The following is a 22,907-nucleotide window of genomic DNA, read 5'->3' as shown; positions in this document are numbered from 1 at the left end:
GCATCGTGCCAGAGCGGCGGCGCGGGCGGCGACACCCCGCACCGCGCCGGTCGGGTCCGCGTCATCGGCCCGCGCGCGCCGTAGCATCACCTCGAAGCACCGGAAGCAAGATCCATCGGGTGCGGACCGGCGGGCTCGGCCCGCCGGACCCGGCCCGGTGGAAGCATGGGAGGCACTGCGCATGGACGTCGGTTTCATCGGACTGGGTGGCATGGGCCGGGCGATGGCCCGCCGACTGCTGGCGGCCGGGCACGCGGTGCGGGTGTGGAACCGCTCGCCGGGGCCGGTGGCCGAACTGGTCGCCGACGGCGCCTCCGCGGCCGGGTCGCTCGCCGAGGCGTTCGGGGCGCAGGTGGTGGTGTCGATGCTCTCGGACGACCTGGCGGTCGAAAGCCTGCTGCTGAACGACGAGTTGCTGTCCGGCGCGCGGGCCGCCACGCACGTCAACATGGCCACCGTCTCGCCCGCGCTGGCCCGCCGGGCGACCGAGCTCCACGCCCGGCACGGCATCGGGTACGTCGCGGCGCCGGTGCTGGGCCGGACGGACGTCGCGGCGGCCGGAAACCTGAACATCCTGGCCGCCGGGCCGTCCGCCGAACTCGCGCGGCTGGCACCGCTGTTCGAGGCGATGGGACGCCGCACCTGGCCGCTCGGCGAAGATCCGGCGGCGGCCAACGTCGCGAAGATCAGCGCCAACTTCCTGCTGGTGTCGGCGATCGAGGCGTTCTCGGAGGCGGCGGCGCTCGCCGAGGCCAGCGGGCTCGACCCGGCGGCGCTGCTCGACGTGCTCACCAACTCCCTGTTCCCCGGCCCGGTGTACGCGGGCTACGGGACGATGATCACCGAACGGTCCTTCGAACCGGCCGGGTTCCGCCTGGCGCTGGGCCTGAAGGACGTCAACCTCGCCGTGGCGGCCGGGGCCGACGCCGAAGTCCCGCTCCCGCTGGCCTCGTTGCTGCGCGACTCGCTGCTCCAGGCCGTCGCCCACGGTCACGGCGAGCACGACCTGGCGGCGATCTCCACCACTTCCCGGACCCGGGCCGGAATCTGACGGTCCATCAATTACTTTACAGAGCACGGAACGTACCGGCTCACCCCCTGACGGGATCCGGCCCGGGAGAGGCTTGCTTCTCCCCCGGCCGCCTCACCGCTCCCCGACGGCGGGGACGGAGCCGTCGCCGGTCTCCGGCGCGGTGACGTCGGGGGTGCCGGGGAGGGTCCTGCCGAGATCCTCGCCGGCCTGCTCGGCGAGGACCCGGTGGATCCGCCGGGAGACCCGCTGGACGGTGCCGATGCCGTAGGACTCGGTGGGGTCGTCGTCGGTGAGGACGGCGATCCGGTAGACCCGGGTGGGGCCGGTGAAGACGCCGAGGCTGTGCACGCGCCAGCCGTGGGTGGCGCGTTGCAACCAACCGTTCTTGACGTGCACCGTGACGCCGGGCGGGGCCCCGAACGGCGTGCCCCAGCGCTGGTCCGCCTCGACCTCGGCCATGAGCCGCAGCCCGTACGCCTTGTGCTCGGGGGTGAGGACGTCGGGGTCGGTGGTGTAGACGTCCAGCTGCCTCAGCTCGTCGGCGGCGGTGACCTGGGTGAGCCCGAAACCGTCGGGCGACAGGACCGTGTCGCGCAGGCCCGCGAGGTCGAGGAAGGCCTGCATCCGGACCGGGCCGACGTACTTCCACAGCCGGACCGCGGCGTCGTTGTCGGACCGGGTGATCATCGGCCGCAGGTTCTCCTCCTCGAAGGGGGTCAGCGGCCGGTCCTCGTCCTAGGCGATCCTCAGCACCGCGCCCATGATGGTGACCTTGACGATGCTCGCCGAGTCGAAGTGCCGGGCGGGGTCGAGGAAGCACGACAGGCCGGTGGCGGAGTCGCGCACGGCGAGGGCGGAGGTGGACTGCCGCCCCCGGAGGGCGTCGGCGATGTCGCGGGACAGCCGCTCGGCCAGTTCGGGGTGGGTCCGGGAGGCGCAGTACACGGAGTGGTCGACAGCGGGGACGGGGACGGGGGCGGCCCGAGCGGGGGTCGGAGCGAGGGCGAGGGCGAGCGCGACGGCTGCCGCGAGCGCCCCGGCGAGTCTCGTCGGGCGCGGGTCGGTGCGGTGGCGGGTGGCCATGGAGTGCGGGCTCCTGAATCTGCCGGGACGGGCCCGACCGGGGCGGGCTACGACGGGGGCCGGAAGTCGGCGGCGCCCGGAGCCACCCCGGCGGAAGCCACGGCAGGAGCGGCGGGAGCGGCAGGAGCCGCGGCGGAAGCAGCGGGAGCCGTTGCGGCCAGAGCGGAAGCCAGCAGGAACCCCGCGACCGACACGGCCGACACCGCCGGCAGCCGGGCCCGCCGGCAGCCGGGCCCGCCACGGAGCCCTCCCGCACCCGCAGGGATCGGCCACGACGACGGGGTGCAGGGAAGCACAGGACGGTTTCACGAGCAGCACCCTAGGTCGCCGACCGCACCCGCCCGGCGCCCCCCGCCGCCGGGCCCCGGGAGGCCGCTCGGACGGGTGAAGGGCGGGCGCGAAAAACAAGACGGCCCCCTTTTCGTCGTATTGACGACAACGCCCACCGCCCGTTATCGTCATCGCGACGAAAAGAAAGGACACCGCGACTCCCATGGCCGACATCACGCGCCGCTTCGGCTTCCGCCACCTCCGCTCCACCCCCACCAGCCACATCCGCCACCTGCGCGGCGGGCAGCTCGCCCACGAGGGCACCGGGCTGGCCTTCTGGTTCCGGCCGCTCACCGCCGCGATCTCCGAAGTACCGGCGGACGACCGCGAGTTGGCGATGATGTTCCACGCCCGCACGGCGGACTTCCAAGACCTCGCGGTACAGGCCACCGTCACCTACCGGATCAGCGACCCGACCACCGCCGCCACCCGCATCGACTTCGGCATCGACCCGGACACCGGCAGCTGGCGCGCCGAGCCGCTCGCCCAGCTCGGCACCCTGCTGACCGAGACCGCCCAGCAGCACGCGCTCCAGCTGATCGCCCGCACCCCGCTCGCCGACACCCTGGTCGACGGCGTGACGGCCGTCCGCGAGCGGATCGCCGAGGGCCTGGCTGCCGAACCCCGGCTGGCCGAGATCGGGGTGGCAGTGCTCGCGGTGCGGGTCACCGCCGTCCGGCCGGAGGCCGAGATGGAGCGGGCGCTGCGCACCCCGGCCCGCGAGCAGGTCCAGCAGGAGGCCGACCGGGCGACGTACGAGCGCCGCGCCGTCGCGGTCGAGCGGGAGCGCACCATCGCCGAGAACGAACTCGCCAGCCAGATCGAACTAGCCCGCCGCGAGGAGGAGTTGGTGGCCCAGCGGGGCACCAACGCGCGGCGCGAGGCGGAGCAGAAGGCCGCGGCGGACGCGGTCCGCACCGACGCGGACGCGGCCCGCCGGACCAGGATGGCGGTCGCCGAGGCCGAGGCGACGGGCACGCTGGCCGCGCAGCAGGCCGAGTCGGCACGGGCGCTGGGCGAGGCGAAGGCCGCCGCCGAGGCGGCCTGGCTGGCCGCGCACCAGCAGGCCGGCCCCGAGGTGCTGCAGGCGCTGGCCCTGATCCGGCTGGCCGAGCACCTGCCGCGGATCGACAGCATCACCCTCACCCCGGACGTCCTCACCGGCCTGCTCACCCGCCTCGCCACCCCTGCCGCCCCGACCGCCACTCCCGCCGCCCCGGCCGCCACCCCCGAGGGGCCGGTCCGGTGAGCCTGGCCCCGCGCGTGGTGCTGGTCCACCGGCGCACCGAGTACGAGGAGCTGATCGCCCGGCACGGCACCCGCGGCCAGGCCGAGTTCTTCCTCTCCCGGCGCGGCCGCTCGCTGGCCGAGGCCGAGCAGCGCCACCACCTGGCCCGCGGCGCGCTCGCCGAGGTGTCGGCGGCGGTGCCGCTGGACTGGCGCCAGGCCCGGGTGGAGCGCGCCGACCTGGACCGGTTCCTGTTCGGCCCGGAGGACGTGGTCGTGGTGGTCGGCCAGGACGGCCTGGTCGCGAACGCCGCGAAGTACCTGGCGGGCCAGCCGGTGGTCGGCATCGACGCCGAGCCGGGCCGCAACCCGGGCGTCCTGGTCCGGCACCGGGCCGAACAGGCCGGGGCGCTGCTGCGGGCGGCCGTCCTGCCGGGCGTGGAGCGGCGGCTGGAGCAGCGCACGATGGTGGAGGCTGTCGCGGACGACACCCAGCGGCTGCTCGCGCTGAACGAGGTCTACCTCGGCCAGCCGGGCCACCAGACCGCCCGCTACCGGCTGGCGGCGCCGGGCGGCGCGGCCGAGTCGCAGGCGTCCTCGGGGGTGCTGGTCGGCACCGGCACCGGCGCGACCGGCTGGTGCCGCTCGGCGTGGCTGGAGCGCTCCAGCCGACTGGACCTGCCCGCACCGACCGCGCCGCGCCTGTCCTGGTTCGTCCGCGAGGCGTGGCCGTCCCCGGTGACCGGCACCTCCCGGGTCGAGGGCCTGCTGGACGCCGAGCAGCAGCTCGTCCTGACCGTCGAGTCGGAGCTCCTGGTCGCGTTCGGCGACGGCATCGAGTCTGACGCGCTGCGGCTCACCTGGGGCCAGACCGTCCGGGTCGGCCCGGCCGCGCAGCGCCTGCACCTGCTGGTCTGACCGCCCCGCCGCCACACCGGCCACAGCCCCGACCCGACGAAGCACTACTAGGATGGAACGACGCCCACGCACCGGCACCAACGGGAAGAAGGTCCGGCCATGACTCGACGATTCGCGCTCACGTTCCCCGGGGAGACCGGCGGTCACGCCGAACAGGACGTGGTGGTGGTCGAGGCCACCGGCGCCCGGGGCCCGGGCGGGCACCCGGTGTACGCGGACCCGTCCGGCATCGTGCAGGCCGAGATCAGCGACCTGGGCGAGGTCCGGATGCTGGCCAGCGGCGGCCACCAGACCCCGAACACCCCGCTGCACGCCGAACCCCTGCCCTGACCGCGGCCGCCACCGTCCACCACACCGTCCCGCAGCGCCGTCCCGGACGCGGGGAGCGCCCACCGGCCACCGCCGGTGAGCGCTCCGTGACGTCCCGCGGCGGGTCTTACCAGCGCGAGTGGATCTGGGCCCGCAGCCGCCGGTCGTACAGGTCCCGGACGGCCTGCAGGGTCTGCTCGGGCAGCGGCGGCAGCGCCATCGTCTCCGCGTTCGCCCGGGCCTGCGCGGGCGTGCGGGCCCCGGGGATGACGGTGCTGACGCCGGGCTGCTGGACGATCCAGCGCAGCGCGGTCTGCGCGGAGGTGGCGCCGGGCGGGGCGAGCCGGGCGAACTCGTCGGCGGCCTCCACGCCGGTCTCGAAGTCGATGCCGGAGAAGGTCTCGCCCTGGTCGAACGCGGAGCCGTCCCGGTTGTAGGTGCGGTGGTCGTCCGCGCCGAACACGCTGTCCTTGGTGTACTTGCCGGACAGCAGGCCGGAGGCCAGCGGCACCCGGGCGATGATGCCGACGCCCGCCCGCTCGGCGGCGGGCAGCACCCGGTCCAGCGGCTTGAGCCGGAACGGGTTGAGGATGATCTGCACGCTGGCGACGCCGGGGCGGGCGATCGCGGTCAGCGCCTCCTCGCAGGTCTCCACGCTGACGCCGTACGCGGCGGTGCGGCCCTCCTCGACCAGGGTGTCGAGCCCGTCGAACACCTCGTCGCTGGAGTAGACGGCGCTGGGCGGGCAGTGCAGCTGCACCAGGTCGAGCCGCTCGACGCCCAGGTTGCGGCGCGAACGGTCGGTCCACTCGCGGAAGTTGGCGAGGGTGTAGTTCTCCGGGAGCTGCGGCAGCCGACGGCCGAGCTTGGTGGCGACCAGCAGGCCGTCCCCGTCTCCGGCGCTGCGGCGCTCCTTCAGGAAACGGCCGATCAACTGCTCGCTGCGGCCGTCGCCGTAGACGTCCGCGGTGTCGAAGAAGGTCACCCCGGCGTCCGCCGCGGCGTTCAGCACCGCGAGCGCGTCGTCCTCCAGCACCACGCCCCAGTCCGCGCCGAGCTGCCACGTTCCGAGACCGATCACCGAGACCGGGCGCCCGGTCCTGCCAAGTGCACGCTGTTCCATGCGCCGAGCCTGCCACAGCCCCGCGCGCCGTTCGAACGCCGACACTCCCGACCGGGCGCACGAACGAGAGCGCGAGCAGGCGCGCGAACGGGCCGCCCGCGCGCCCGGAGGCGGCGGAGCGGCCCGTGCGGGCGGGCGCCGCGGGTCAGACGTTGACGCCGTAGTCGAGCGCGATGCCGCGCAGGCCGGAGGCGTAACCCTGGCCGATGGCACGGAACTTCCACTCGGTGCCGTAGCGGTACAGCTCGCCGAAGACCATCGCGGTCTCGGTGGACGCGTCCTCGGAGAGGTCGTAGCGGGCGACCTCGCTGCCGTCGGCCTCGTTGACGATCCGGATGAACGCGTTGCGGACCTGGCCGAAGCTCTGGTGCCGGTTCTCCGCGTCGTAGATGGAGACCGGGAAGACCACCTTGGCGACCTGCGGTGGAACGGCCGACAGGTCGACCTTGATCTGCTCGTCGTCGCCGTCGCCGCCACCGGTCAGGTTGTCGCCGCTGTGCTCGACCGAACCCTCGGGGCTGCGCAGGTTGTTGTAGAAGACGAAGTGCTGGTCGCTGAGCACCCGGCCGGACTCGCCGCACAGCAGCGCGCTGGCGTCCAGGTCGAAGTCGGCGCCCGTGGTGGCCCGGACGTCCCAGCCGAGGCCGACGATGACGCTGGTGAGCCCCGGGGCCTCCTTCGTCAGCGAGACGTTTCCGCCCTTGGCGAGCGAGACTCCCATGTGTGCCCTCCTGTGGTTTCCCCGTACCGGGCCCGGCAGTTCGGCCGGTTCGGCGCGGCGGCCGTCGCCCGGCCCCCTCGGTCGGGCCCGGGCCCCAGTTGAATCTACAGCACTGTAGATCGCTACGGAATCCACCTCCGCACCGCCCGTCCCCTTCCCGGTCACCTTCCCCCCGGAGGGCGCCCCGTCACCTCCGCGCGCCGCTCCGCGCGTCGTCCCGCCGCGCCGGTTCCGCTTCGGCCGCGCGCCCGGCGCCCCGGGCATACCCTGGCCGAGGAGGTGCCACGATGAGCGACGACACGACGATCCCCGGTATCGACCCCGGCGTCCCGCCCAGCGGCGACGGCTGCGTGGAGTGCCTGGCGGGCCAGGGCGAGGGCTGGTGGTTCCACCTGCGCCGGTGCGCCGCCTGCGGACACATCGGCTGCTGCGACTCGTCCCCGTCCCAGCACGCCAGCGCGCACGCCCGCTCGGCCGGCCACCCGTTCCTCACCAGCTTCGAACCGGGCGAGGACTGGTTCTGGAACACCGAGACGGAGCAGTTCTACGAGGGCCCGGCGCTGACCGCCCCGACGGCCCACCCCGTCACCCAGCCCTCCCCCGGCCCGGCCGGGCACGTCCCGGTCGACTGGCAGCAGCGGCTGCGCTGACCCCGGCCCCGCGACGGCCCCGCGATGGCCTCCGACGACGGCCCCGCGCGGGCCCCGTCGCCGAAAGCCGCCCCGCCCGGCCCGGCCGCCCGGTACGGTCGTGGCCGAGGTCGGGGTCGGGGTCGGCGCGAGGATCGGCGGCGGGGCGTGGACGAGCGGCAGTGGGAGACGGTGCGGCGGCTGGCCGACTGGCTGGCCGAGGGCAGCACCCAGCCCCCGGAGATGCAGCGGGTGCTGCAGTGCCTCAAGCTCGGCGAGGAGGCCGGCGAGGTCGCCGAGGCGGTGATCGGCGCCCTCGGCCAGAACCCGCGCAAGGGCTTCTCGCACAGCTGGGACGACGTCGCGGACGAGCTGTGCGACGTGGTGATCACCGCGCTGGTCGCCCTGGTCCGCGTCCACCCGGACCCGCCCGCCGCGTTCGACGCGCACCTGGCCAAGGTCGCCGACCGCGTCCTGCCCCAGCCCGACCGGCCGGACCGGCCCTAGCGCCGGACCGGCCCTAGTGGCGGCCGCCGACCGCGAACAGCAGGATCACGAACCCGGCGAACAGGTGCGTCCCGGCGATGTAGATCAGCGCCCGGACCAGCATCTGCTTGCGGCGCGAGTTCTCCTCGCGCACCCCGTCGCCGGTCACCGCCGCCTTCCCGCCCACCGCGTCACCGCCCACCGCCGTCCTCCGTCCCGCTGCTCCTCCACCGGGCCCGTCCAGCGCCCGGAACCCTTGCAGGGTACCGGCCGGGCCCCCGTGGCGGAGATCACGCTGTGCCACGGGGCACCTACGGTGGCGTAAGTCACTTCACAAGGTGAAACATCTCCCCCATGGCCGACTACCAGGAGATCCTTGACCTCAGTTCCTACGCGGCCCTCGGTGACAGTTTCACCGAGGGCCTCAACGATCCCGGCCCCGATGGCCAGTTCGCCGGCTGGGCCGACCGCCTGGCCGGGATGCTGGCCGCGCGCCGGCCGGAGCACGACTTCCGGTACGCCAACCTGGCCGTCCGGGGGCGGCTGCTGGACCAGATCGTCGCCGAGCAGGTCCCGGCGGTGCGCCGGCTGCGGCCCGACCTGGTGACCCTGTGCGCGGGCGGCAACGACATCCTGCGCCCGGGCAGCGACCCCGACCTGATCGCCGAGCACTTCGAGGCGGCCGTGCTGGAGCTGCGCGAGAGCGCGGGGACGGTGCTGATCTGCACCGGCTTCGACACCCGCAACGTCCCGGTGCTGCGCCACCTGCGCGGCAAGATCGCCACCTACAACGCGCACCTGCGGGCGATCGCCGACCGCAACGGCCTCGCGGTCGCCGACCTGTGGTCGCTGCGGGCGGTGCACGACCGGCGGGCCTGGTCCGAGGACCGGCTGCACCTGTCGCCGGAGGGCCACCAGCGGGTGGCGCTGCTGGCGGCGCGCGCGCTCGGCCTCCCGGTGGACACGGACCCGGAGGCCGCCTGGCCGCCCGCGCCCGCCGTCACGGCGGCCGACCAGCGCCGGGAGAACCTGCAGTGGGCGCGCACCTTCCTGCTGCCCTGGGTGGGCCGCCGGCTGCGCGGCGAGTCCTCCGGCGACCACGTGGAAGCCAAGCGCCCGGAGCTGCTCCCGCTCTGAGATCCCCCCGCGCACAGGGCCCGCGCGCACAGCACTGCGGGCCGCTCCACCCCCATGTGGACGCGGCCCGCAGACCCCGGGCGAAACCCCTGCCCCGCCCTATTCGACGACCAGCTCCACCGGAACGTTCCCGGCCGTGGCCCTGGAGTACGGGCAGACCTGGTGGGCCTGCTTGACCAGCAGCTCACCGGTCTCGCCGGCCAGCGACTCGGGCAGCTCGACCCGCAGCACGACGGAGAGGCCGAAGCCCGCGTCGTCCTTGCCGATGGTGACCTCGGCGGTCACCGACACGTCCGAGACGTCCGCCTTCTGCTGCCGGGCGACCACGCCGAGCGCGCTGGCGAAGCAGGCCGCGTACCCGGCCGCGAACAGCTGCTCGGGGTTGGTGCCCTCGCCGTCGCCGCCGAGCGCGGGCGGCGGGGAGAGCTTGAGGTCGAGCCTGCCGTCCGAGCTGACCGCGCGACCCTCCCGGCCGTTGGCGGTGGCGACGGCGGTGTAGAGCGGGTTCATCGAGGGTTCTCCTTCGTCCGGTCCATCCGATCCGTCCGGTTCGTCCGGCGGATTCTTCGTCCTGCGGCCTGGTCGTGCCACGGCCGGCCCGTCCTGCTCCGACCGCTTCCGGCCTGCCGTCGACATAACTACATCACACAATTCAATTGCGCACAACTGAATCGGCCGCTTGCTACCCTGGGGCCATGACCAGGCACGGCGAGAATCCCCCCTCCCCCCTCGGCGAGGACGCGGACCTGCTGCTGCTCGACCAGCAGATCTGCTTCTCGCTGAACGCCGCCTCCCGCGCGTTCGGCGGCGTCTACCGCACCGCACTCAAGGACCTCGGCCTCACCTACCCGCAGTACCTGGTGATGCTGGTGCTGTGGGAGGACGGGGCGGTGCCGGTCAAGCAGCTCGGCGAGCGCCTGCGACTGGACTCCGGCACCCTCTCCCCGCTGCTCAAGCGGCTGGAGGCGGCCGGGCTGGTCGGGCGCGAGCGCAGCCCGCAGGACGAGCGCTCGGTGATCGTCGCCCCCACCGCGGCCGGGCGCGAGCTGCGCGAGGGCGCACTGGCCGTCCCGCGCCGCATCCTGGCCGCCGCCGGCCTGCCGCTGGACGACCTGCGCGCCCTGCGCGAACTGCTCACCCTGGTCACGGCCAACCTGGACGCCGCCGCCGGGGCCTGACGCCACACACCCAGCCCCGCCGCGCCGCACCGCGCTGCGCCGCGCTACGACTCGTAGCGCTCGACCTCGTCGACGCTGCGCACGCTCGCCCCGTCCGGGTCCTCGCCCGCCCGGACCCGGGCCCGGCGCTGGCGCAGCAGGTCCCAGCACTGGTCGAGCTGCTCCTCGATGTCCTTGAGCTCGCGGTGCTCGGTGGACTGGTCGATCCGGCCCTCGACGAGGGCGGCGCGCAGGTGGCGCTCGGCGTCGACCATCTCGCTGATCCGTTCCAGGATGCGGCGGTCGGTGCCGCCGGTACCGCTCTGCTCGGTCATCGGGGTCTCCTCGCGGTCGTCTGCCACCCACTCTAGGAAGGGTGGGTGGCGGCCGCGAGCCGGACGGCGCGCGGGTGCCGCGCCGAACGGGGGAGCGTAATTGACAGGGCGTCAGCGGAGGGACAGGATCACTTATTGAAAACGACTCCCACTACCACTAAATCGGAAGGCCCGATCCGCCATGTCGCTGGACGTCTCCCCCTCCCTGCTGGACCTGGCCGAGCGCGACGAGGTCGCCGACGCCGACTTCCTCGCCACTGTCCGCACCTCGCTCCCCTACGCCTACCGCCTGGTCAACGACCTGACGGCCGAACTGGCGGTCACCGACGCCGAGTTCGCCGACAACACGGTGGCCCCGAGCGAGGCCGAGCGGGCCCAGCTGCTGCGGGCGCTGGCCAGCGACTCGATCCGCGGCGTGCTGGAGCGGCACTTCTCGGTGAAGCTGGCCTTCCAGAACTGCCACCGCCTGGCGGCCTTCCACCCGCACGCCGAACACACCGCCGCCTACCGGGAGTTCACCTCGCCGCGGGCCCAGCTGCTGAACCAGTCGCCGGAGCTGCGCGACTGCTGAACCAGTCGCCGGAGCTGCGCGACTGCTGAGGGGCGGCCCGGCCCCGCCGCCCGCCCGCCCGGAAGCCGCCGGGCCGGGTGCGCTCGCGCGTCACCCGGCCCGGCGGTCGCCAGTCCCTACCCGCCGGCGCTCAGCCGCCGACCACCTCGTGCTCGGCGAGCGTCGAGCGCTGCGCGGCGGGGGCCTCCACCGGCACGGTCGCGGCGGCGGGGCGCCGGGTCGGGACGAGCAGCGCGGCCAGGGCGGCGGCCAGGCAGAACGCGGCCAGCAGCGCGAAGCCCTGGGTGTAGCCGGTCTCGGCGGGGCGCCCGTCGGCCCGCAGGTGGCCGGTGACCAGGCCGGTCATCAGCGCGGCGCCCATCGAGCCGCCGATGGTGCGGATGTTGGCGTTCATGCCGGTGGCGGCGCCGGTCTGGGCGGCGGGGACGGCCTGCACGATGAGGTTGCTCATCGAGGCGAAGGCGAGTCCGATGCCGAGGCCGAACACGCCGGCGGCGATCGCCACGTCGGCGGGGGCGCCGTGCCGGGCGGCGAGCAGCGCGCAGGCGAGCGCGCCGAGCAGGGCGCCGGTGACCAGCTGGGCCTTGGCGGGGAAGCGCCCGGCCAGCCGTCCGCCGAGTACGCCGGCCACGAACATGGCGGCGACCATCGGCAGCATCAGCAGCCCGGCGCCGGTGACGCTGGAGCCGAAGCCGTAGCCGGCGCTGGACGGCATCTGCACGAAGCCCGGAAGGAAGGCCCAGACCGCGTACATGCCGCCGCCGAACAGCAGGGCCGCGGTGTTGGTGGTCCACACGGCGGGCAGTCGCATCACCCGCAGGTCGATCAGCGGGTTGCGCGAGCGGGACTCGTTGAACGCCCAGGCGGCGAACAGCACGAGGGCGACGGCCAGCAGGCCGAGCACCTTGGCCGAGGCCCAGCCCCACTGGGAGGCCTGGCTGACCGGGAGCAGCAGCGCGACCAGCCAGCCGGAGAGCAGCACGGAGGAGATCCAGTCGACGCTGCCCTCGCTGCGGCTGGGCGACTCGGGCACGTAGCGGTGGGCGAGCAGGATGGTGCCGGCGACCACGATGACGGGCAGCCAGAACAGCCAGCGGTAGTCGAGGGCGCCGACGATCGGCCCGGCCAGCACCATGCCGAGGCCGCTGCCGACGGCGATCACCGCGGACATGTTGCTGATGCCGCCGGAGACGCGTCCGGGCGGGAACTCGTCGCGGATGATGCCGAAGGAGAGCGGGAACAGCGCGCCGGCGATGCCCTGGATCACCCGGGCGACGATCAGCACCGTGATGTTGGGCGCGAGCGCGGCGACCAGGCAGCCGACCAGCAGCGCGACCAGGGCGGCGACCAGGGTGCGCTTCTTGCCGACCAGGTCGCCGATCCGGCCGAGGATCGGGGTGAAGACCGAGGCGGAGAGCAGGTAGGCGGTCATCACCCAGGTGACGGTGGACTGCGTGGTGTGCATCTCCTCCTGGACGATCGGGAGGGCGGGCGTGATCAGCGACTGGAGCAGCGCGTACACGCCGGCGCCGACGGCGAGCACGCCGAAGGTCAGGCGGGGGGATTGGCGGTTCATCGAACCCTCTCGGGACTCGGGGCGGGCGCGCGGGGATCAGGGTGCGCGCCACGGCAGGACAACAGGCGACGGTCGAACGCGGCTCGAACGGCGCGTCGGCGCCGCCGGGCCGGAGCGGCCGGGCACGGATCTGGCGGGTGCGGTGCGGGCGGGCGGTGCGCGGGGTGGCCGTACGGTCACCCGGCGTCGTCGGGCGGGCGGAGGGTACGGCGAAACCGCCGGTCCGCCGGTGTGCGGCGGGCCGAAGTCCGGGCCCCGGTGCTAAAGTCGAGGCGTGCCTCCAGATTAGCGGAGGCACGCCTCCGGTTCAATCCGGTTTCCGGATCGAACCCGTCGGCTCCCCGAACAGCACCCGAACAAGCACCGCCGAACAGCACCCCGGCCGGCCGCGCCCCCACCCCGCCCGCCCGTCCGGATGCGTCGAGAACGAGGTCCCCGTGCCGGATCAGATCGTCGTGAGCGAGTTCCTCGCCGCCCAGCGCCCGCGCCGCGCGGACGCCGCCCGCAACTTCGACGCGCTGCTCGCCGCCGCCCGCGCGGCCTTCGCCGAGCACGGCGCCGAAGCCTCCCTGGAGGACATCGCCCGGCGGGCGGGCGTCGGCATCGGCACCCTCTACCGCAACTTCCCTACCCGCCGGCACCTGTTCGAGGCGGTGTACGCCGCCGAGGTCGACGACCTCGGCCGGGTCGCCGAGCAGGTCGCCGACCTGCCGCCGTGGGAGGCGCTGAACGCCTGGCTGCGCCGGTTCGTCGACTACGCGACGACCAAGCGGGCGATCCGCGAGGCGCTGGCCGGCGAGGAGTCGGACATATTCCAGGCCTGCCTGCAGTCGATGTACTCCGGCGGCACCCCCCTGCTGGAGCGCGCCCAGCGGGCCGGGGAGGCCCGCCCCGACATGAGCATCGAGGACCTGCTGCGGATGGTCTCCGGCATCACCTCGGTGGCCTTCCCCGACGAGGGCCGGCGCGACCACGTCCTGGCCATCGCCCTGGACGGGGTCCGGGCCCGCCCCTGACGGGCCCGCTAGCGCCCCGGCGGGCGGGCGGGGTCGCGGCCGACCAGGCCCAGCAGCCGGGTCGCGGCGTCCGCGTCCGCCGGGACGGGGACCGGCTCGGCGAACAGCCCGGAGGAGGCCAACGCCCCGGCCTGCGGGGTGAGTTCGGCGAGCGCGAACTCGGCGGCGGCCGGATCGATCGTGGCGTCGGCGCCGATCCCCCGGGCGAGGTCCCAGGCGTGCACGATCGCGTCGACCGTCATCTCCCGGGCGTAGCCGTCGGCCCGCCGCGCGCCGTACGACAGCTGCACGGTGCGCTCCAGGGCGCCCGGCCCGGCGAACGCGGCCCGGGCCGCGTCGGCGGCGGCCGTCCAGGCGGCGGCCGGGTCGTCGCCGAGCACGTCGCCGTCGAAGCGGTCGCCGACCTCGGCGACGGTGGCCCCGGCGAGCAGTTCGGGCACCCAGAGCTGCTCGGAGGCCAGGTGGCCGACCAGCTGCCGCACCGTCCAGTCCGCGCACGGGGTGGGCGCCCGCCAGCCGTCGGCGGGGACGGCGCGGACCAGGTCGCCGAAGTGCTCCAGCGCCCGGGCGTGCAGCGCGAGCAGGGCCGGGCCTCCGAGGTGTGCTGCCATGGGGTACACGCTCGCCCGCCCGGGGCCGGGCGGGCAAGCCGACACCCCGCGCGGCCGGTTACTCGACCGGGGCCTTCTCGCGCAGCAGCTTGACGAACGCCCGCATCCAGGACGGGTGGTCCGGCCAGGCCCGGGCGGAGACCACGACGCCGTCCACCACCGCGTCGCCGTCCACGAAGTCCGCCCCGCCCGCCGCCACGTCCGGCTCCAGCGCCGGGTACGCGGCGGTGCGGCGCCCGGCCAGCGAGCCCGTCCGCAGGGTGATCAGCGGGCCGTGGCAGATCTGCGCGAGCGGCTTGTCGTCCTCGACGAACGCGGCGACGATCCGCTGCACCTCCGGGTCGTTGCGCAGGTACTCGGGCGCCCGGCCGCCGGGCAGCACCAGCGCCGCGTACTGCGCCGGGTCGACGTCCGCGAACGCCAGGTCGGCGGGCCAGGAGTAGCCGGCCTTCTCGGTGTACGTGTCGTAGCCCGGGACGAAGTCGTGCACCACGAACTGCAGGGTCTTCTTGGTCGGCGCGGCGATGTCGACCTGGTAGCCCTCCTCCAGCAGCCGCTGGTACGGGTAGAACACCTCCAGTGACTCCGCCGCGTCGCCGGTGATGATCAGGATCTTCGCTGCCATCCGGGGATTCCGTCCCTTCGTCGCACCAGGCACCGCCCCGCCCCGACGGGGCCGGGCGGTGCCCACCCTGCCCGCTGACGCCGCGTCAATCAAGGGGCGCGCGCGGCGCGGCGCGGCGCGGGAGCGCACGCCCCCTCGGCCGCTCCCCGTGCGCTCCGCCGACCGCCGCGGCCGTCCGCCCGGCCGGGGGTACTCCGGGGGCGACCCGCCCGGGACGCGCCTAGCGTGCTGGCAAGGTCCGCCCGTTTTCCCGGGTCCGTCGGCAGGGAGGCCGTCATGCAGCACTCGCACCTCGTGGACTCCGCCACCGTCGCCAACCTCCGCGACCTCGGCGGCATCGACCTGCCCGGCGGGGCCCGGGTCCGGCCCGGGCTGGCGCTGCGCTCCGGCCAGCTGGACCGGCTGGAACCGGGCGGCGACCCGGTGTTCGACGCGCTCGGCGTGCGCACCGTCGTCGACCTGCGCACCGCCGCCGAGCGCGCCGTCTTCCCCGACCGCGTCCCGGGCGGGGCGCACCTGCTGGTCGCGGACGTGCTCGCGGACGGGCGGGCACCGGCGCGGCGGCGGCGCTGGCGGCCGCCCTCGCCGACCCGTCCGGCGCGAACCGGGCCCTCGGCGGCGGCCGGGCCGTGGGCGCCCTGCGCGAGGACTACCGGGCGTTCGTGACCTCGCCCTCCGCCCGGCAGGCGTACAAGCAGCTGCTCACCGCGCTCGCCCACCAGGGCGGCGGCCCGGTGCTCTTCCACTGCACGGCCGGCAAGGACCGCACCGGCTGGGGCGCGACCCTGGTCCTGCTGCTGCTCGGCGCGGACGAGGAGACCGTCCGCACCGAGTACCTGTCGGTGGACCCGGTGGTCCGCGGCCACTACGCCCCGCTGGTGGAACGTTTCCTCGCCGCGGGCGGGGACCCGGAGGTCGCGGACGCGGTGTTCTCGGTCCGCACCGAGTACCTGGCCGCCGCGCTGGAGACCCTCGCCGAGCACTGGGGCGACGCCGAGAGCTACGCCCGGGCCGGGCTCGGGCTCAAGGACGAGACCCTGGACAGCCTGCGCAGCCGGCTGGTCGAGGCCGCCTGAGCGCCCGTCAGCCCGCCGCGCCGGCCGCCCCGACGCAGGCCTCGTTGCCCTCCGGGTCGGCCAGCACCCAGTGGTTCGGCGCGTGCTCGTCCGTCACCAGGCGGCCGCCGGCGGCGATCGCGGCGGCGATCCGCTGCTCGGCGAGGTCGTGCGGCACCCAGACGTCCACGTGCACCCGGTTGCGCTGCGGGCGGGGCTCGTCCATCCGCTGGAAGTAGAACGGCGCGCCGCGGCGGGCCGGGTCGAGCAGGTCCTCCGGGCTGCCGGAGCGGTCCCGGTAGCCGAGCAGCGCCCGCCAGAACGCGACCACGGCGGGCACCTCCAGCGCGTCGACGGTGACCTGGACGGTCTGCACGGCCGCCGGCTCGGCGACCGCGCCGCACTCCCGGGCGGCCGCGGACACCAGCCGGGCCAGCTCGACGTGCCGCTCGGTCAGGCCGTAGTACTCCTCGCCCGCCTCGATCAGCCGGACCGTCACGCCCTCCGGCCGCAGGTCCACGTCCGCCTCGCCGAGCCCCGCGAGCGCCGCGCCGATCGCCCCGACCAGCCGCACCCCCGCCCCGAACGACCCCGTCCGGAAGAACGCGCACGCGCCCTCCCCCAGCACCCGCCAGTCCTCGGTCCCACCCGCCGCGTGGAACGCCTGCGGCCTGATCCTCGTCACTTCGTGCACGTCAGCCATCCGCGCAGCGTACCGGCCCGCACTGACAGGCCCTCAACACCCCCGGGAACGGCCCCTCGGCCGTCACCGCGCCCCCGCCCACGCCAGCAGGTGGTCCACCGACCACGCCGTGATCACCCGCTCCGCGTCCAGCCCCACCCCCACCGCCCGCTCGCAGCCGTCGATCTGGCGGTCGAGCTGGCCCGGCGCGTGCGCGTCCGTGTCGATCGCGAACAGGCAGCCGAGGTCGGCGGCGAGGGCCAGCAGGTCGTCGGGCGGGTCCTGGCGGTCGGGGCGGCAGTTGATCTCGACCGCGGTGTCGTGCTCGCGGCAGGCGGCGAAGACGGCCCCGGCGTCGAACGCGGCGCCCGGGCGGGGCTGCTCGCCCAGGCGCCGCCCGGTGCAGTGCCCGAGGACGTCGACCAGCGGGTTGCGGACGGCGGTGAGCAGGCGGTGCGTCATCGCGTCGGCGTCCATGGGCAGTTCGGAGTGGACGGAGGCGACCACCACGTCGAGGCGGGCGAGCAGCTCCTCGTCCTGGTCGAGCGTGCCGTCCGCGAGGACCTCGCACTCGGTGCCGGTGAGCAGCCGGAACGGGGCGAGCCTGGTGTTGAGGTCCTCGACCAGGTCGAGCTGTTCGCGCAGGCGGTCCGCGGTGAGGCCGCGGGCCGCGGTGGGGTGGGGCGAGTGGTCGGTGAGGACGGCCCAGTGGTGGCCGAGGGCGCGGGCGGTGCGTGCCATCAGCTCGATCGGGGCGGCGCCGTCGGACCAGTCGGAGTGCAGGTGGCAGTCGCCCTGGATCTTCTCGCGCAGCCGGAGCGCGGCGGTGGAGGGGGCGGGTCCGGCGGCGGCGCGCGCCTCGGCCTCCAGCAGGTACTGGGGGGTGCGGCCGACCGAGGCGTCGGCGATCACCCGGGCGGTGACGGGGTCGACGCCGGGGAGGCGTTCGGCCTCGGCGGCGCCGATCGGTTCGGGGGGCAGGGCGGCGGCGGCCGCGACGGCAGCGCGGAACGCCTCGGCCCGGTGGGGGGAGGCGAGTTCGCGCTCCAGCAGGAAGGCGATGCGTTCCAGGGCGGTGACCGGGTCCATGCGGCCAGTCTGCGCGGGGCGGGGCGGGGCCGCATGCGGGCGTGGTGCGGGCGGGCGGGTCGCCGCTGATCTGCCCGGACCCCTTGTTGACAGTCTGTCTCATTGGTTTACTCGTCCCGGAGCCCCCGTCGCCCCCCACCCTCCGGAGCCCGCCCGTGTCCGACACCGCCACCCCGTCGCAGAGCCCCGCCCCGTCGCAGCCGCCCGCCCCGTCACAGCCGCCCGCCCCGTCGCAGACCCTCGCCCGGCAGCGCAACGCCGACCGCGAGCTGAACGCCGCCCGCCTGCTGCGCGCCTCCGCCAAGCACTCGTACGACCCGCTCACCGAGATCGACTGGTCCGCCCCCGTCGACCCGGACCACTACGCGCTGCCCGCGCACCGCGTCGCGCTGTACGGCACCCCGCTGTGGGGGCGGCTGGACGAGCGGGCGCGGGCCCGGCTGAGCGTGCACCAGTTCGCGTCCACCACGGCCGCCGGGATCTGGTTCGAACTGGTGCTGATGGAGGGCCTGATCCGGCACGTCTACGCGGGCGACCTGACCACCGGGCACGCCCAGTACGCGCTGACCGAGGTCGCGGACGAGTGCCGGCACTCCACCATGTTCGCCCGCTACATCACCGCCACCGGCTACCCCTCCGCCCGGCCGACCCGGCGCGCGGACCGGCTGGGCAAGCTGCACTTCCTGCTCAACGACACCACCATGACCTTCGCCGGGGCGATCTTCGTCGAGGAGTTCACCGACGCGATGCAGCGCGAGATGGTCCGCGACGAGTCGCTGCAGCCGCTGGCCCGCGCGGTGGCCCGGATCCACGTGGTCGAGGAGGCCCGGCACATCGGCTACGCCAAACCGGAGCTGGAGCGGCGCTGGGCGGCGATGACCCCGGCCCGGCGGGCGGTGTTCCGGCGGGCGCTGGCGCTGCTGGCCCGGCACGCGGTGGACGAGATCGTGCACCCGCGGGTGTACGCGCTGGCCGGGCTGGACCCGGCCGCGGCCCGCCGGGCGGCGGAGGCCAACCCGCACTGGCGGCAGGCCCGGATCGACTGGGCCCGCAAGGCGCTGGAGTTCTTCGCCGACCTGGGCGTCCTCACCCCGGCCACCGCACGCGCCTGGCGCCGCGCCGCGCTGCTGCCCTGACCGGCCGTCGGCCGCCTGCGCGCCGCCCTCCCCCGCGCCGCCCTCCTGCCCGAGACTCGGTGCGTGAGCGACAACGGGATCGACGACGGGATCGACCGCGGGATCGGCGACGGAATCCGCCTCGGCACGGGCCGCGGCCGGTGGGTGGTGGCGGCGACGGCACTGGGCTCCGGCATGGCGATGCTGGACGGCACGGTGGTGAACGTGGCGCTGCCGCGGATCGGCGCGGACCTGGGCGCGGGCCTGGCGGCGCTGCAGTGGACGGTCAACGCGTACATGCTGACGCTGGCGGCGCTGATCCTGCTGGGCGGTTCGCTCGGCGACCGGTACGGGCGGCGGCGGGTGTTCCTGCTGGGGGTGTGCTGGTTCGCGCTCGCCTCGGCCGGGTGCGCGGCCGCGCCGAACGTCGAACTGCTGGTGCTGGCACGGGCGTTGCAGGGGGTGGGCGGGGCGCTGCTGACGCCCGGTTCGCTGGCGATGCTGCAGGCGGTGTTCGCCGAGGAGGACCGGGCGGGCGCGGTGGGGGCCTGGTCCGGGCTGGGCGGGGTGGCGGCGGCGGTCGGCCCGTTCCTGGGCGGCTGGCTGGTGGACGGCCCGGGCTGGCGGTGGATCTTCCTGCTGAACCTGCCGCTGGCGGCGGTGGTGGTCGCGGTGACGGCCCGGCACGTCCCGGAGAGCCGGGACCCGGACGCCTCGGGCCGCTTCGACCTGCCGGGCGCGCTGCTCGCCGCGCTGGCGCTGGCCGGGATCACCTACGCGCTGACCGAGGCCGGCGCGGGGCTGACCCCGGGCGCGGTGGCCGCCGGGGTCGCGGGCCTGGCGCTGACCGGCGCGTTCGTACTGGTCGAGCACCGCTCGCCGAACCCGATGCTGCCGCTGTCGCTGTTCCGCTCGCGGCTGTTCACCTCGGTCAACCTGGTGACGCTCTGCGTGTACGGGGCGTTCAGCGGGGTGTTCCTGCTGCTGACGGTGCAGTTGCAGATCGTGGCCGGGTTCACGCCGCTGCTGTCGGGGGTGGCGCTGGTGCCGATCACCGTGCTGATGCTGCTGTTCTCCGGCCGGGCGGGCAGGCTCGGCCGGGCGGTGGGGCCGCGGCTGCCGCTGACGGTGGGGCCGCTGGTGGTGGCCGCCGGGGTGCTGCTGATGCTGCGGATCGGGCCGGACGCGAACTACTGGCTGGACGTGCTGCCGGCCGTCACCGTGCAGGGCGCCGGGATGACGCTGCTGGTCGCGCCGCTGACCGCGACCGTGCTGGCCGCCGTGGACGTCCGCCGGGCGGGCATCGCCTCGGGCGTCAACAACGCGGCGGCCCGGGCGGCGGGCCTGTTCGCGGTCGCCGCGATCCCCCCGCTGGCGGGCCTGAGCGGCGACGCCTACCGCGTCCCGGCCGAGGTCGACCACGCGTTCACCACCGCCATGCTGATCTGCGCGGCCCTGCTCGCCACCGGCGCCGTCCTGGCCCTCACCACCATCCGCCCGGACGCCCTGACCCCGCCGCACCCGGTCGCCGAGCCGGACTGCGACTGGTACTGCGCCCCGACCACGCCCCCGATCCACCCGGACGACGGCGCCGGACCCGACCGGGGCCGGGGCCGGGGCTAGAGGGCGAGCTTGAACCCCTCGTGGCTGCGGGCGAAGCCCAGCGCGGCGTAGAAGCGGTGGGCGTCCGCGCGCTGCTTGTTGCTGGTCAGCTGCACCAACGCGCAGCCGCGCGCCCGGGCCCTGGCGACGGCCCGCTCCATCAGCGTCCGGCCGAGGCCCTCCCCGCGCCGGTCGGCGCGGATGCGCACCGCCTCGATCAGGGCCCGCTCGGCGCCGCCCTTGCCGAGGCCCGGGACGTACGTCGCCTGCAGGCAGCCCACGACCGTACCGCCGCCGTCCAGCAGGACCAGCACCTCGTTGCGCGGGTCCGCCTCGATCGCCGCGAAGGCCCGCTCGTACGCCTCCGTCACCTCCACCGCCGCCGGGTCCACCACCCGTTCCTCGTCGGCGAGCAGGGCCAGCACCGCCGACAGGTCGGTGCGGGTCGCGGGGCGCAGGGTGACGGGTCGGGGCCCGGTGACAGCAGACATGGCACCGACTCTAACCGGTGGCGCCGCACGGCCCGCGGCCCGCTCCGGAGGGGTGTTCCGGAGCGGGCCGCGGGGAGAGCCGACGGTGCGTCAGAGGATGTCGCCGGGCGCGTACTTGGCGGCCTCCGGGTGGGCGGCGGCCACCTGCTCGATGCGGCGGACCAGTTCGCCGACCTGGGCGGCGGCGGCACCGGTGAAGGAGAGCCGGTCGGCCAGCAGCGCGTCGAGGGCGGCGTGGTCGAGCGGGATGCGCTCGTCGGCGGCCAGCGCCGGGACGAGGGTGTTCTCGCGGGCGCCCTCGCGCATGGCCAGGGCGGCGGCCACCGCGTGCTCCTTGATGACCTCGTGGGCGGCCTCGCGGCCGACGCCGGCCCGCACCGCGGCCATCAGGACCTTGGTGGTGGACAGGAACGGCAGGTAGCGGTCCAGCTCGGCCTCGACGACGGCGGGGAAGGCGCCGAACTCGTCGAGGACGGTCAGGAAGGTCTCCAGCAGGCCGTCGAAGGCGAAGAACGCGTCCGGCAGCGCGACGCGGCGCACCACCGAGCAGGAGACGTCGCCCTCGTTCCACTGGTCGCCGCCGAGCTCGGCGGTCATCGAGGCGTAGCCGCGCAGGATGACGGCCAGGCCGTTGACGCGCTCGCAGGAGCGGGTGTTCATCTTGTGCGGCATCGCCGAGGAGCCGACCTGGCCGGCCTTGAAGCCCTCGGTGACCAGCTCGTGGCCGGCCATCAGGCGGATGGTCTTGGCCAGGCTGGACGGGCCGGCGGCGAGCTGGACCAGCGCGGAGACCACGTCGTAGTCGAGCGAGCGCGGGTAGACCTGGCCGACCGAGGTGAAGACGTTCTCGAAGCCGAGGTGGCCGGCCACCCGGCGCTCCAGCTCGGCGAGCTTGTCGGCGTCGCCGCCGAGCAGGTCGAGCATGTCCTGGGCGGTGCCGACCGGGCCCTTGATGCCGCGCAGCGGGTAGCGCGCGATCAGCTCCTCCAGCCGGACGTAGGCGACCAGGACCTCGTCGGCGGCGGTGGCGAAGCGCTTGCCGAGGGTGGTGGCCTGGGCGGCGACGTTGTGCGAGCGGCCGGCCATGACCAGCTCGCCGTACTGGGCGGCGAGACGGCCGAGGCGGACCAGCACGGCCACCGTGCGGTCGCGGACGTGCTCCAGCGACTGGCGGATCTGCAGCTGCTCGACGTTCTCGGTGAGGTCGCGCGAGGTCATGCCCTTGTGGATCTGCTCGTGCCCGGCGAGCTCGGAGAACTCCTCGATCCGGGCCTTCACGTCGTGCCGGGTGACCTTCTCGCGGGCGGCGATGGACGCCAGGTCGACCTGGTCGACGACCCGCTCGTAGTCGGCGATCGCGGTGGCCGGCACCTCGATGCCGAGGTCCTGCTGCGCCTTGAGGACGGCCAGCCACAGGTGGCGCTCCAGGACCACCTTGTGCTCGGGGGACCACAGCTGGGCCAGGGTCGCCGAGGCGTACCGGGAGGCCAGGACATTGGGGATCTTGGGCTTCGCGCTCACGTTTCGCAAGCCTAACAGTCCAGGTCGGGCGGGGACGAAGCGCGTCCGGAAACCGGGATGAGCGCGACGGGTGCGGGCGGTTAGGGTCCGGTCATGACCAAGCGCACTTTCCGGATCACGGTCCGCGGCTCCTTCGACGCCCTGACCGACGAGCAGCGGGCCGGGCTGCAGGCCGAGGCCGCCGCGCACGACGTGCTGCGGGCGGAGTTCACCGACGAGGGGCACCTGACGTACGACCTGGCGGCGCGGCCGTTCTTCACCTTCCGGTTCCTGGAGTACGGGGAGGAGGCGGAGGACGTGGCGGCGGCGTCGGTGCGGGCCGAGACCGCGGCGGAGCTGTGGCTGACGGAGCGCGGGTACGGCTACAAGAACCTGAAGTCGCAGGCGCAGGACATGGCGGCCGCCGCGCCGGGGGCGCGGCAGAAGCAGGAGGCCCGGAAGAAGGGCTGACCCGGGCCGGTCGGC

The 22,907-nt window shown here is 75.0% G+C and carries 27 protein-coding genes and 1 pseudogene; 14 read left to right on the top strand and 14 right to left on the bottom strand.

The genetic code is table 11. The features are described 5' to 3' along the window. Positions 1-181: 181 nt before the first annotated feature. The gene (locus HUT16_RS32420) at positions 182-1,051 is read left to right on the top strand and encodes an NAD(P)-dependent oxidoreductase (protein ID WP_176191574.1); all 870 of its coding nucleotides are present in this window, start codon (positions 182-184) and stop codon (positions 1,049-1,051) included. 93 nt (positions 1,052-1,144) lie between these two features. Here the strand turns inward: HUT16_RS32420 and HUT16_RS32415 are convergent, their stop codons facing one another. Both HUT16_RS32415 and HUT16_RS32410 read right to left on the bottom strand, forming a co-directional pair. Next, positions 1,145-1,720 (bottom strand): serine hydrolase, encoded by a 576-nt coding sequence (locus HUT16_RS32415; RefSeq protein ID WP_176191573.1) that lies wholly within the window; start codon positions 1,718-1,720, stop codon positions 1,145-1,147. 48 nt (positions 1,721-1,768) lie between these two features. Continuing rightward, entirely contained in the window at positions 1,769-2,116 is a 348-nt protein-coding gene (locus HUT16_RS32410; RefSeq protein WP_176191572.1) for a hypothetical protein, read from the bottom strand. Between the two features lie 493 nt (positions 2,117-2,609). On the opposite strand from HUT16_RS32410, the gene HUT16_RS32405 reads away from it, so the two are divergent. The 3 genes from HUT16_RS32405 (at position 2,610) to HUT16_RS32395 (ending at position 4,921) form a co-directional block, all read left to right on the top strand. Further along, positions 2,610-3,695, top strand: coding sequence for an SPFH domain-containing protein (locus tag HUT16_RS32405; RefSeq protein ID WP_254898088.1), 1,086 nt, complete (start codon positions 2,610-2,612; stop codon positions 3,693-3,695). Next, positions 3,692-4,591 (top strand): NAD(+)/NADH kinase, encoded by a 900-nt coding sequence (locus tag HUT16_RS32400; protein ID WP_176191571.1) that lies wholly within the window; start codon positions 3,692-3,694, stop codon positions 4,589-4,591. The genes HUT16_RS32405 and HUT16_RS32400 overlap by 4 nt, the downstream gene beginning before the upstream one ends. 99 nt (positions 4,592-4,690) lie before the next feature. Continuing rightward, entirely contained in the window at positions 4,691-4,921 is a 231-nt protein-coding gene (locus HUT16_RS32395) for a DUF6296 family protein (protein WP_176191570.1), read from the top strand. Between the two features lie 106 nt (positions 4,922-5,027). Here the strand turns inward: HUT16_RS32395 and HUT16_RS32390 are convergent, their stop codons facing one another. Next, on the bottom strand, positions 5,028-6,023 hold the full coding sequence (locus tag HUT16_RS32390) for an aldo/keto reductase (protein WP_176191569.1): 996 nt from the start codon (positions 6,021-6,023) through the stop codon (positions 5,028-5,030). A 145-nt stretch (positions 6,024-6,168) separates the two neighbouring features. Then, positions 6,169-6,744, bottom strand: a complete 576-nt coding sequence (locus tag HUT16_RS32385) for a TerD family protein (protein WP_176191568.1) — start codon at positions 6,742-6,744, stop codon at positions 6,169-6,171. A gap of 287 nt (positions 6,745-7,031) precedes the next feature. Between HUT16_RS32385 and HUT16_RS32380 the strand changes: the two genes are divergently transcribed. Both HUT16_RS32380 and HUT16_RS32375 read left to right on the top strand, forming a co-directional pair. Next, entirely contained in the window at positions 7,032-7,394 is a 363-nt protein-coding gene (locus HUT16_RS32380) for a UBP-type zinc finger domain-containing protein (protein ID WP_176191567.1), read from the top strand. Positions 7,395-7,541: 147 nt separating this feature from the next. Further along, complete coding sequence (locus HUT16_RS32375; protein ID WP_176191566.1) at positions 7,542-7,880, top strand: MazG-like family protein; 339 nt, start codon at positions 7,542-7,544, stop codon at positions 7,878-7,880. Positions 7,881-7,893: 13 nt separating this feature from the next. Here the strand turns inward: HUT16_RS32375 and HUT16_RS32370 are convergent, their stop codons facing one another. Continuing rightward, the gene (locus HUT16_RS32370; RefSeq protein WP_176184180.1) at positions 7,894-8,061 is read right to left on the bottom strand and encodes a DUF6126 family protein; all 168 of its coding nucleotides are present in this window, start codon (positions 8,059-8,061) and stop codon (positions 7,894-7,896) included. A 152-nt stretch (positions 8,062-8,213) separates the two neighbouring features. Between HUT16_RS32370 and HUT16_RS32365 the strand changes: the two genes are divergently transcribed. Continuing rightward, entirely contained in the window at positions 8,214-8,996 is a 783-nt protein-coding gene (locus tag HUT16_RS32365) for an SGNH/GDSL hydrolase family protein (RefSeq protein ID WP_176191565.1), read from the top strand. A 99-nt stretch (positions 8,997-9,095) separates the two neighbouring features. On the opposite strand, the gene HUT16_RS32360 is transcribed toward HUT16_RS32365, so the two are convergent. Continuing rightward, positions 9,096-9,506: an organic hydroperoxide resistance protein gene (locus tag HUT16_RS32360; protein ID WP_176191564.1), complete on the bottom strand. Its 411-nt coding sequence runs from the start codon at positions 9,504-9,506 to the stop codon at positions 9,096-9,098. A gap of 185 nt (positions 9,507-9,691) precedes the next feature. Here HUT16_RS32360 and HUT16_RS32355 point away from each other — a divergent pair, with 185 nt between their 5' ends. After that, on the top strand, positions 9,692-10,174 hold the full coding sequence (locus HUT16_RS32355; RefSeq protein ID WP_176191563.1) for a MarR family winged helix-turn-helix transcriptional regulator: 483 nt from the start codon (positions 9,692-9,694) through the stop codon (positions 10,172-10,174). A 44-nt stretch (positions 10,175-10,218) separates the two neighbouring features. On the opposite strand, the gene HUT16_RS32350 is transcribed toward HUT16_RS32355, so the two are convergent. Further along, positions 10,219-10,488: a DUF2630 family protein gene (locus tag HUT16_RS32350; protein WP_176191562.1), complete on the bottom strand. Its 270-nt coding sequence runs from the start codon at positions 10,486-10,488 to the stop codon at positions 10,219-10,221. Positions 10,489-10,669: 181 nt separating this feature from the next. Here HUT16_RS32350 and HUT16_RS32345 point away from each other — a divergent pair, with 181 nt between their 5' ends. Continuing rightward, a complete protein-coding gene (locus HUT16_RS32345) occupies positions 10,670-11,059 on the top strand; it encodes an SCO5389 family protein (protein WP_176191561.1) in 390 nt (129 codons plus the stop codon). A gap of 130 nt (positions 11,060-11,189) precedes the next feature. Here HUT16_RS32345 and HUT16_RS32340 read toward each other — a convergent pair whose 3' ends face one another. Next, on the bottom strand, positions 11,190-12,635 hold the full coding sequence (locus tag HUT16_RS32340) for an MFS transporter (RefSeq protein WP_176191560.1): 1,446 nt from the start codon (positions 12,633-12,635) through the stop codon (positions 11,190-11,192). 437 nt (positions 12,636-13,072) lie between these two features. Here HUT16_RS32340 and HUT16_RS32335 point away from each other — a divergent pair, with 437 nt between their 5' ends. Then, the gene (locus HUT16_RS32335) at positions 13,073-13,651 is read left to right on the top strand and encodes a TetR/AcrR family transcriptional regulator (protein ID WP_176191559.1); all 579 of its coding nucleotides are present in this window, start codon (positions 13,073-13,075) and stop codon (positions 13,649-13,651) included. Between the two features lie 8 nt (positions 13,652-13,659). Here the strand turns inward: HUT16_RS32335 and HUT16_RS32330 are convergent, their stop codons facing one another. Then, the gene (locus HUT16_RS32330; protein WP_176191558.1) at positions 13,660-14,262 is read right to left on the bottom strand and encodes a TIGR03086 family metal-binding protein; all 603 of its coding nucleotides are present in this window, start codon (positions 14,260-14,262) and stop codon (positions 13,660-13,662) included. A 58-nt stretch (positions 14,263-14,320) separates the two neighbouring features. Further along, positions 14,321-14,887: a DJ-1/PfpI family protein gene (locus HUT16_RS32325; protein ID WP_176191557.1), complete on the bottom strand. Its 567-nt coding sequence runs from the start codon at positions 14,885-14,887 to the stop codon at positions 14,321-14,323. 276 nt (positions 14,888-15,163) lie between these two features. Between HUT16_RS32325 and HUT16_RS32320 the strand changes: the two are divergent. Continuing rightward, positions 15,164-15,963, top strand: a pseudogene (locus HUT16_RS32320) (tyrosine-protein phosphatase). Between the two features lie 7 nt (positions 15,964-15,970). Here HUT16_RS32320 and HUT16_RS32315 read toward each other — a convergent pair. Then, entirely contained in the window at positions 15,971-16,645 is a 675-nt protein-coding gene (locus HUT16_RS32315) for a VOC family protein (RefSeq protein ID WP_176191556.1), read from the bottom strand. 63 nt (positions 16,646-16,708) lie between these two features. After that, on the bottom strand, positions 16,709-17,713 hold the full coding sequence (locus HUT16_RS32310) for a PHP domain-containing protein (RefSeq protein ID WP_176191555.1): 1,005 nt from the start codon (positions 17,711-17,713) through the stop codon (positions 16,709-16,711). A gap of 155 nt (positions 17,714-17,868) precedes the next feature. Here HUT16_RS32310 and HUT16_RS32305 point away from each other — a divergent pair, with 155 nt between their 5' ends. Then, positions 17,869-18,849, top strand: coding sequence for a diiron oxygenase (locus HUT16_RS32305; RefSeq protein ID WP_254898087.1), 981 nt, complete (start codon positions 17,869-17,871; stop codon positions 18,847-18,849). A 63-nt stretch (positions 18,850-18,912) separates the two neighbouring features. Next, positions 18,913-20,451 carry an MFS transporter gene (locus tag HUT16_RS32300; RefSeq protein WP_176191554.1) on the top strand — a complete coding sequence of 513 codons (1,539 nt, stop codon included), beginning with the start codon at positions 18,913-18,915 and terminating at the stop codon, positions 20,449-20,451. On the opposite strand, the gene HUT16_RS32295 is transcribed toward HUT16_RS32300, so the two are convergent. Together HUT16_RS32295 and purB are read right to left on the bottom strand one after the other, a co-directional pair. Beyond that, the gene (locus tag HUT16_RS32295; RefSeq protein ID WP_176191553.1) at positions 20,448-20,921 is read right to left on the bottom strand and encodes a GNAT family N-acetyltransferase; all 474 of its coding nucleotides are present in this window, start codon (positions 20,919-20,921) and stop codon (positions 20,448-20,450) included. The two genes, HUT16_RS32300 and HUT16_RS32295, sit on opposite strands and share 4 nt — an antisense overlap. A gap of 90 nt (positions 20,922-21,011) precedes the next feature. Continuing rightward, on the bottom strand, positions 21,012-22,451 hold the full coding sequence (gene purB / locus HUT16_RS32290; RefSeq protein ID WP_176191552.1) for an adenylosuccinate lyase: 1,440 nt from the start codon (positions 22,449-22,451) through the stop codon (positions 21,012-21,014). A gap of 84 nt (positions 22,452-22,535) precedes the next feature. Here purB and HUT16_RS32285 point away from each other — a divergent pair, with 84 nt between their 5' ends. Then, the gene (locus tag HUT16_RS32285; RefSeq protein ID WP_176191551.1) at positions 22,536-22,892 is read left to right on the top strand and encodes a DUF6204 family protein; all 357 of its coding nucleotides are present in this window, start codon (positions 22,536-22,538) and stop codon (positions 22,890-22,892) included. The last annotated feature ends 15 nt before the right edge of the window (positions 22,893-22,907 follow it).

Source organism: Kitasatospora sp. NA04385, from assembly GCF_013364235.1.
Classification (GTDB): domain Bacteria; phylum Actinomycetota; class Actinomycetes; order Streptomycetales; family Streptomycetaceae; genus Kitasatospora.
This window is presented reverse-complemented; position numbering and strand designations above follow the sequence as displayed.

What these genes read in the sequence shown, in the direction of transcription:
- HUT16_RS32420 (WP_176191574.1), top strand. Translation starts at nt 182, where the DNA reads ATGGACGTCGGTTTCATCGGACTGGGTGGCATGGGCCGGGCGATGGCC.
- HUT16_RS32415 (WP_176191573.1), bottom strand. Translation starts at nt 1,720, where the DNA reads ATGATCACCCGGTCCGACAACGACGCCGCGGTCCGGCTGTGGAAGTAC.
- HUT16_RS32410 (WP_176191572.1), bottom strand. Translation starts at nt 2,116, where the DNA reads ATGGCCACCCGCCACCGCACCGACCCGCGCCCGACGAGACTCGCCGGG.
- HUT16_RS32405 (WP_254898088.1), top strand. Translation starts at nt 2,610, where the DNA reads ATGGCCGACATCACGCGCCGCTTCGGCTTCCGCCACCTCCGCTCCACC.
- HUT16_RS32395 (WP_176191570.1), top strand. Translation starts at nt 4,691, where the DNA reads ATGACTCGACGATTCGCGCTCACGTTCCCCGGGGAGACCGGCGGTCAC.
- HUT16_RS32390 (WP_176191569.1), bottom strand. Translation starts at nt 6,023, where the DNA reads ATGGAACAGCGTGCACTTGGCAGGACCGGGCGCCCGGTCTCGGTGATC.
- HUT16_RS32385 (WP_176191568.1), bottom strand. Translation starts at nt 6,744, where the DNA reads ATGGGAGTCTCGCTCGCCAAGGGCGGAAACGTCTCGCTGACGAAGGAG.
- HUT16_RS32380 (WP_176191567.1), top strand. Translation starts at nt 7,032, where the DNA reads ATGAGCGACGACACGACGATCCCCGGTATCGACCCCGGCGTCCCGCCC.
- HUT16_RS32365 (WP_176191565.1), top strand. Translation starts at nt 8,214, where the DNA reads ATGGCCGACTACCAGGAGATCCTTGACCTCAGTTCCTACGCGGCCCTC.
- HUT16_RS32360 (WP_176191564.1), bottom strand. Translation starts at nt 9,506, where the DNA reads ATGAACCCGCTCTACACCGCCGTCGCCACCGCCAACGGCCGGGAGGGT.
- HUT16_RS32355 (WP_176191563.1), top strand. Translation starts at nt 9,692, where the DNA reads ATGACCAGGCACGGCGAGAATCCCCCCTCCCCCCTCGGCGAGGACGCG.
- HUT16_RS32350 (WP_176191562.1), bottom strand. Translation starts at nt 10,488, where the DNA reads ATGACCGAGCAGAGCGGTACCGGCGGCACCGACCGCCGCATCCTGGAA.
- HUT16_RS32345 (WP_176191561.1), top strand. Translation starts at nt 10,670, where the DNA reads ATGTCGCTGGACGTCTCCCCCTCCCTGCTGGACCTGGCCGAGCGCGAC.
- HUT16_RS32340 (WP_176191560.1), bottom strand. Translation starts at nt 12,635, where the DNA reads ATGAACCGCCAATCCCCCCGCCTGACCTTCGGCGTGCTCGCCGTCGGC.
- HUT16_RS32330 (WP_176191558.1), bottom strand. Translation starts at nt 14,262, where the DNA reads ATGGCAGCACACCTCGGAGGCCCGGCCCTGCTCGCGCTGCACGCCCGG.
- HUT16_RS32325 (WP_176191557.1), bottom strand. Translation starts at nt 14,887, where the DNA reads ATGGCAGCGAAGATCCTGATCATCACCGGCGACGCGGCGGAGTCACTG.
- HUT16_RS32315 (WP_176191556.1), bottom strand. Translation starts at nt 16,645, where the DNA reads ATGGCTGACGTGCACGAAGTGACGAGGATCAGGCCGCAGGCGTTCCAC.
- HUT16_RS32310 (WP_176191555.1), bottom strand. Translation starts at nt 17,713, where the DNA reads ATGGACCCGGTCACCGCCCTGGAACGCATCGCCTTCCTGCTGGAGCGC.
- HUT16_RS32295 (WP_176191553.1), bottom strand. Translation starts at nt 20,921, where the DNA reads ATGTCTGCTGTCACCGGGCCCCGACCCGTCACCCTGCGCCCCGCGACC.
- HUT16_RS32285 (WP_176191551.1), top strand. Translation starts at nt 22,536, where the DNA reads ATGACCAAGCGCACTTTCCGGATCACGGTCCGCGGCTCCTTCGACGCC.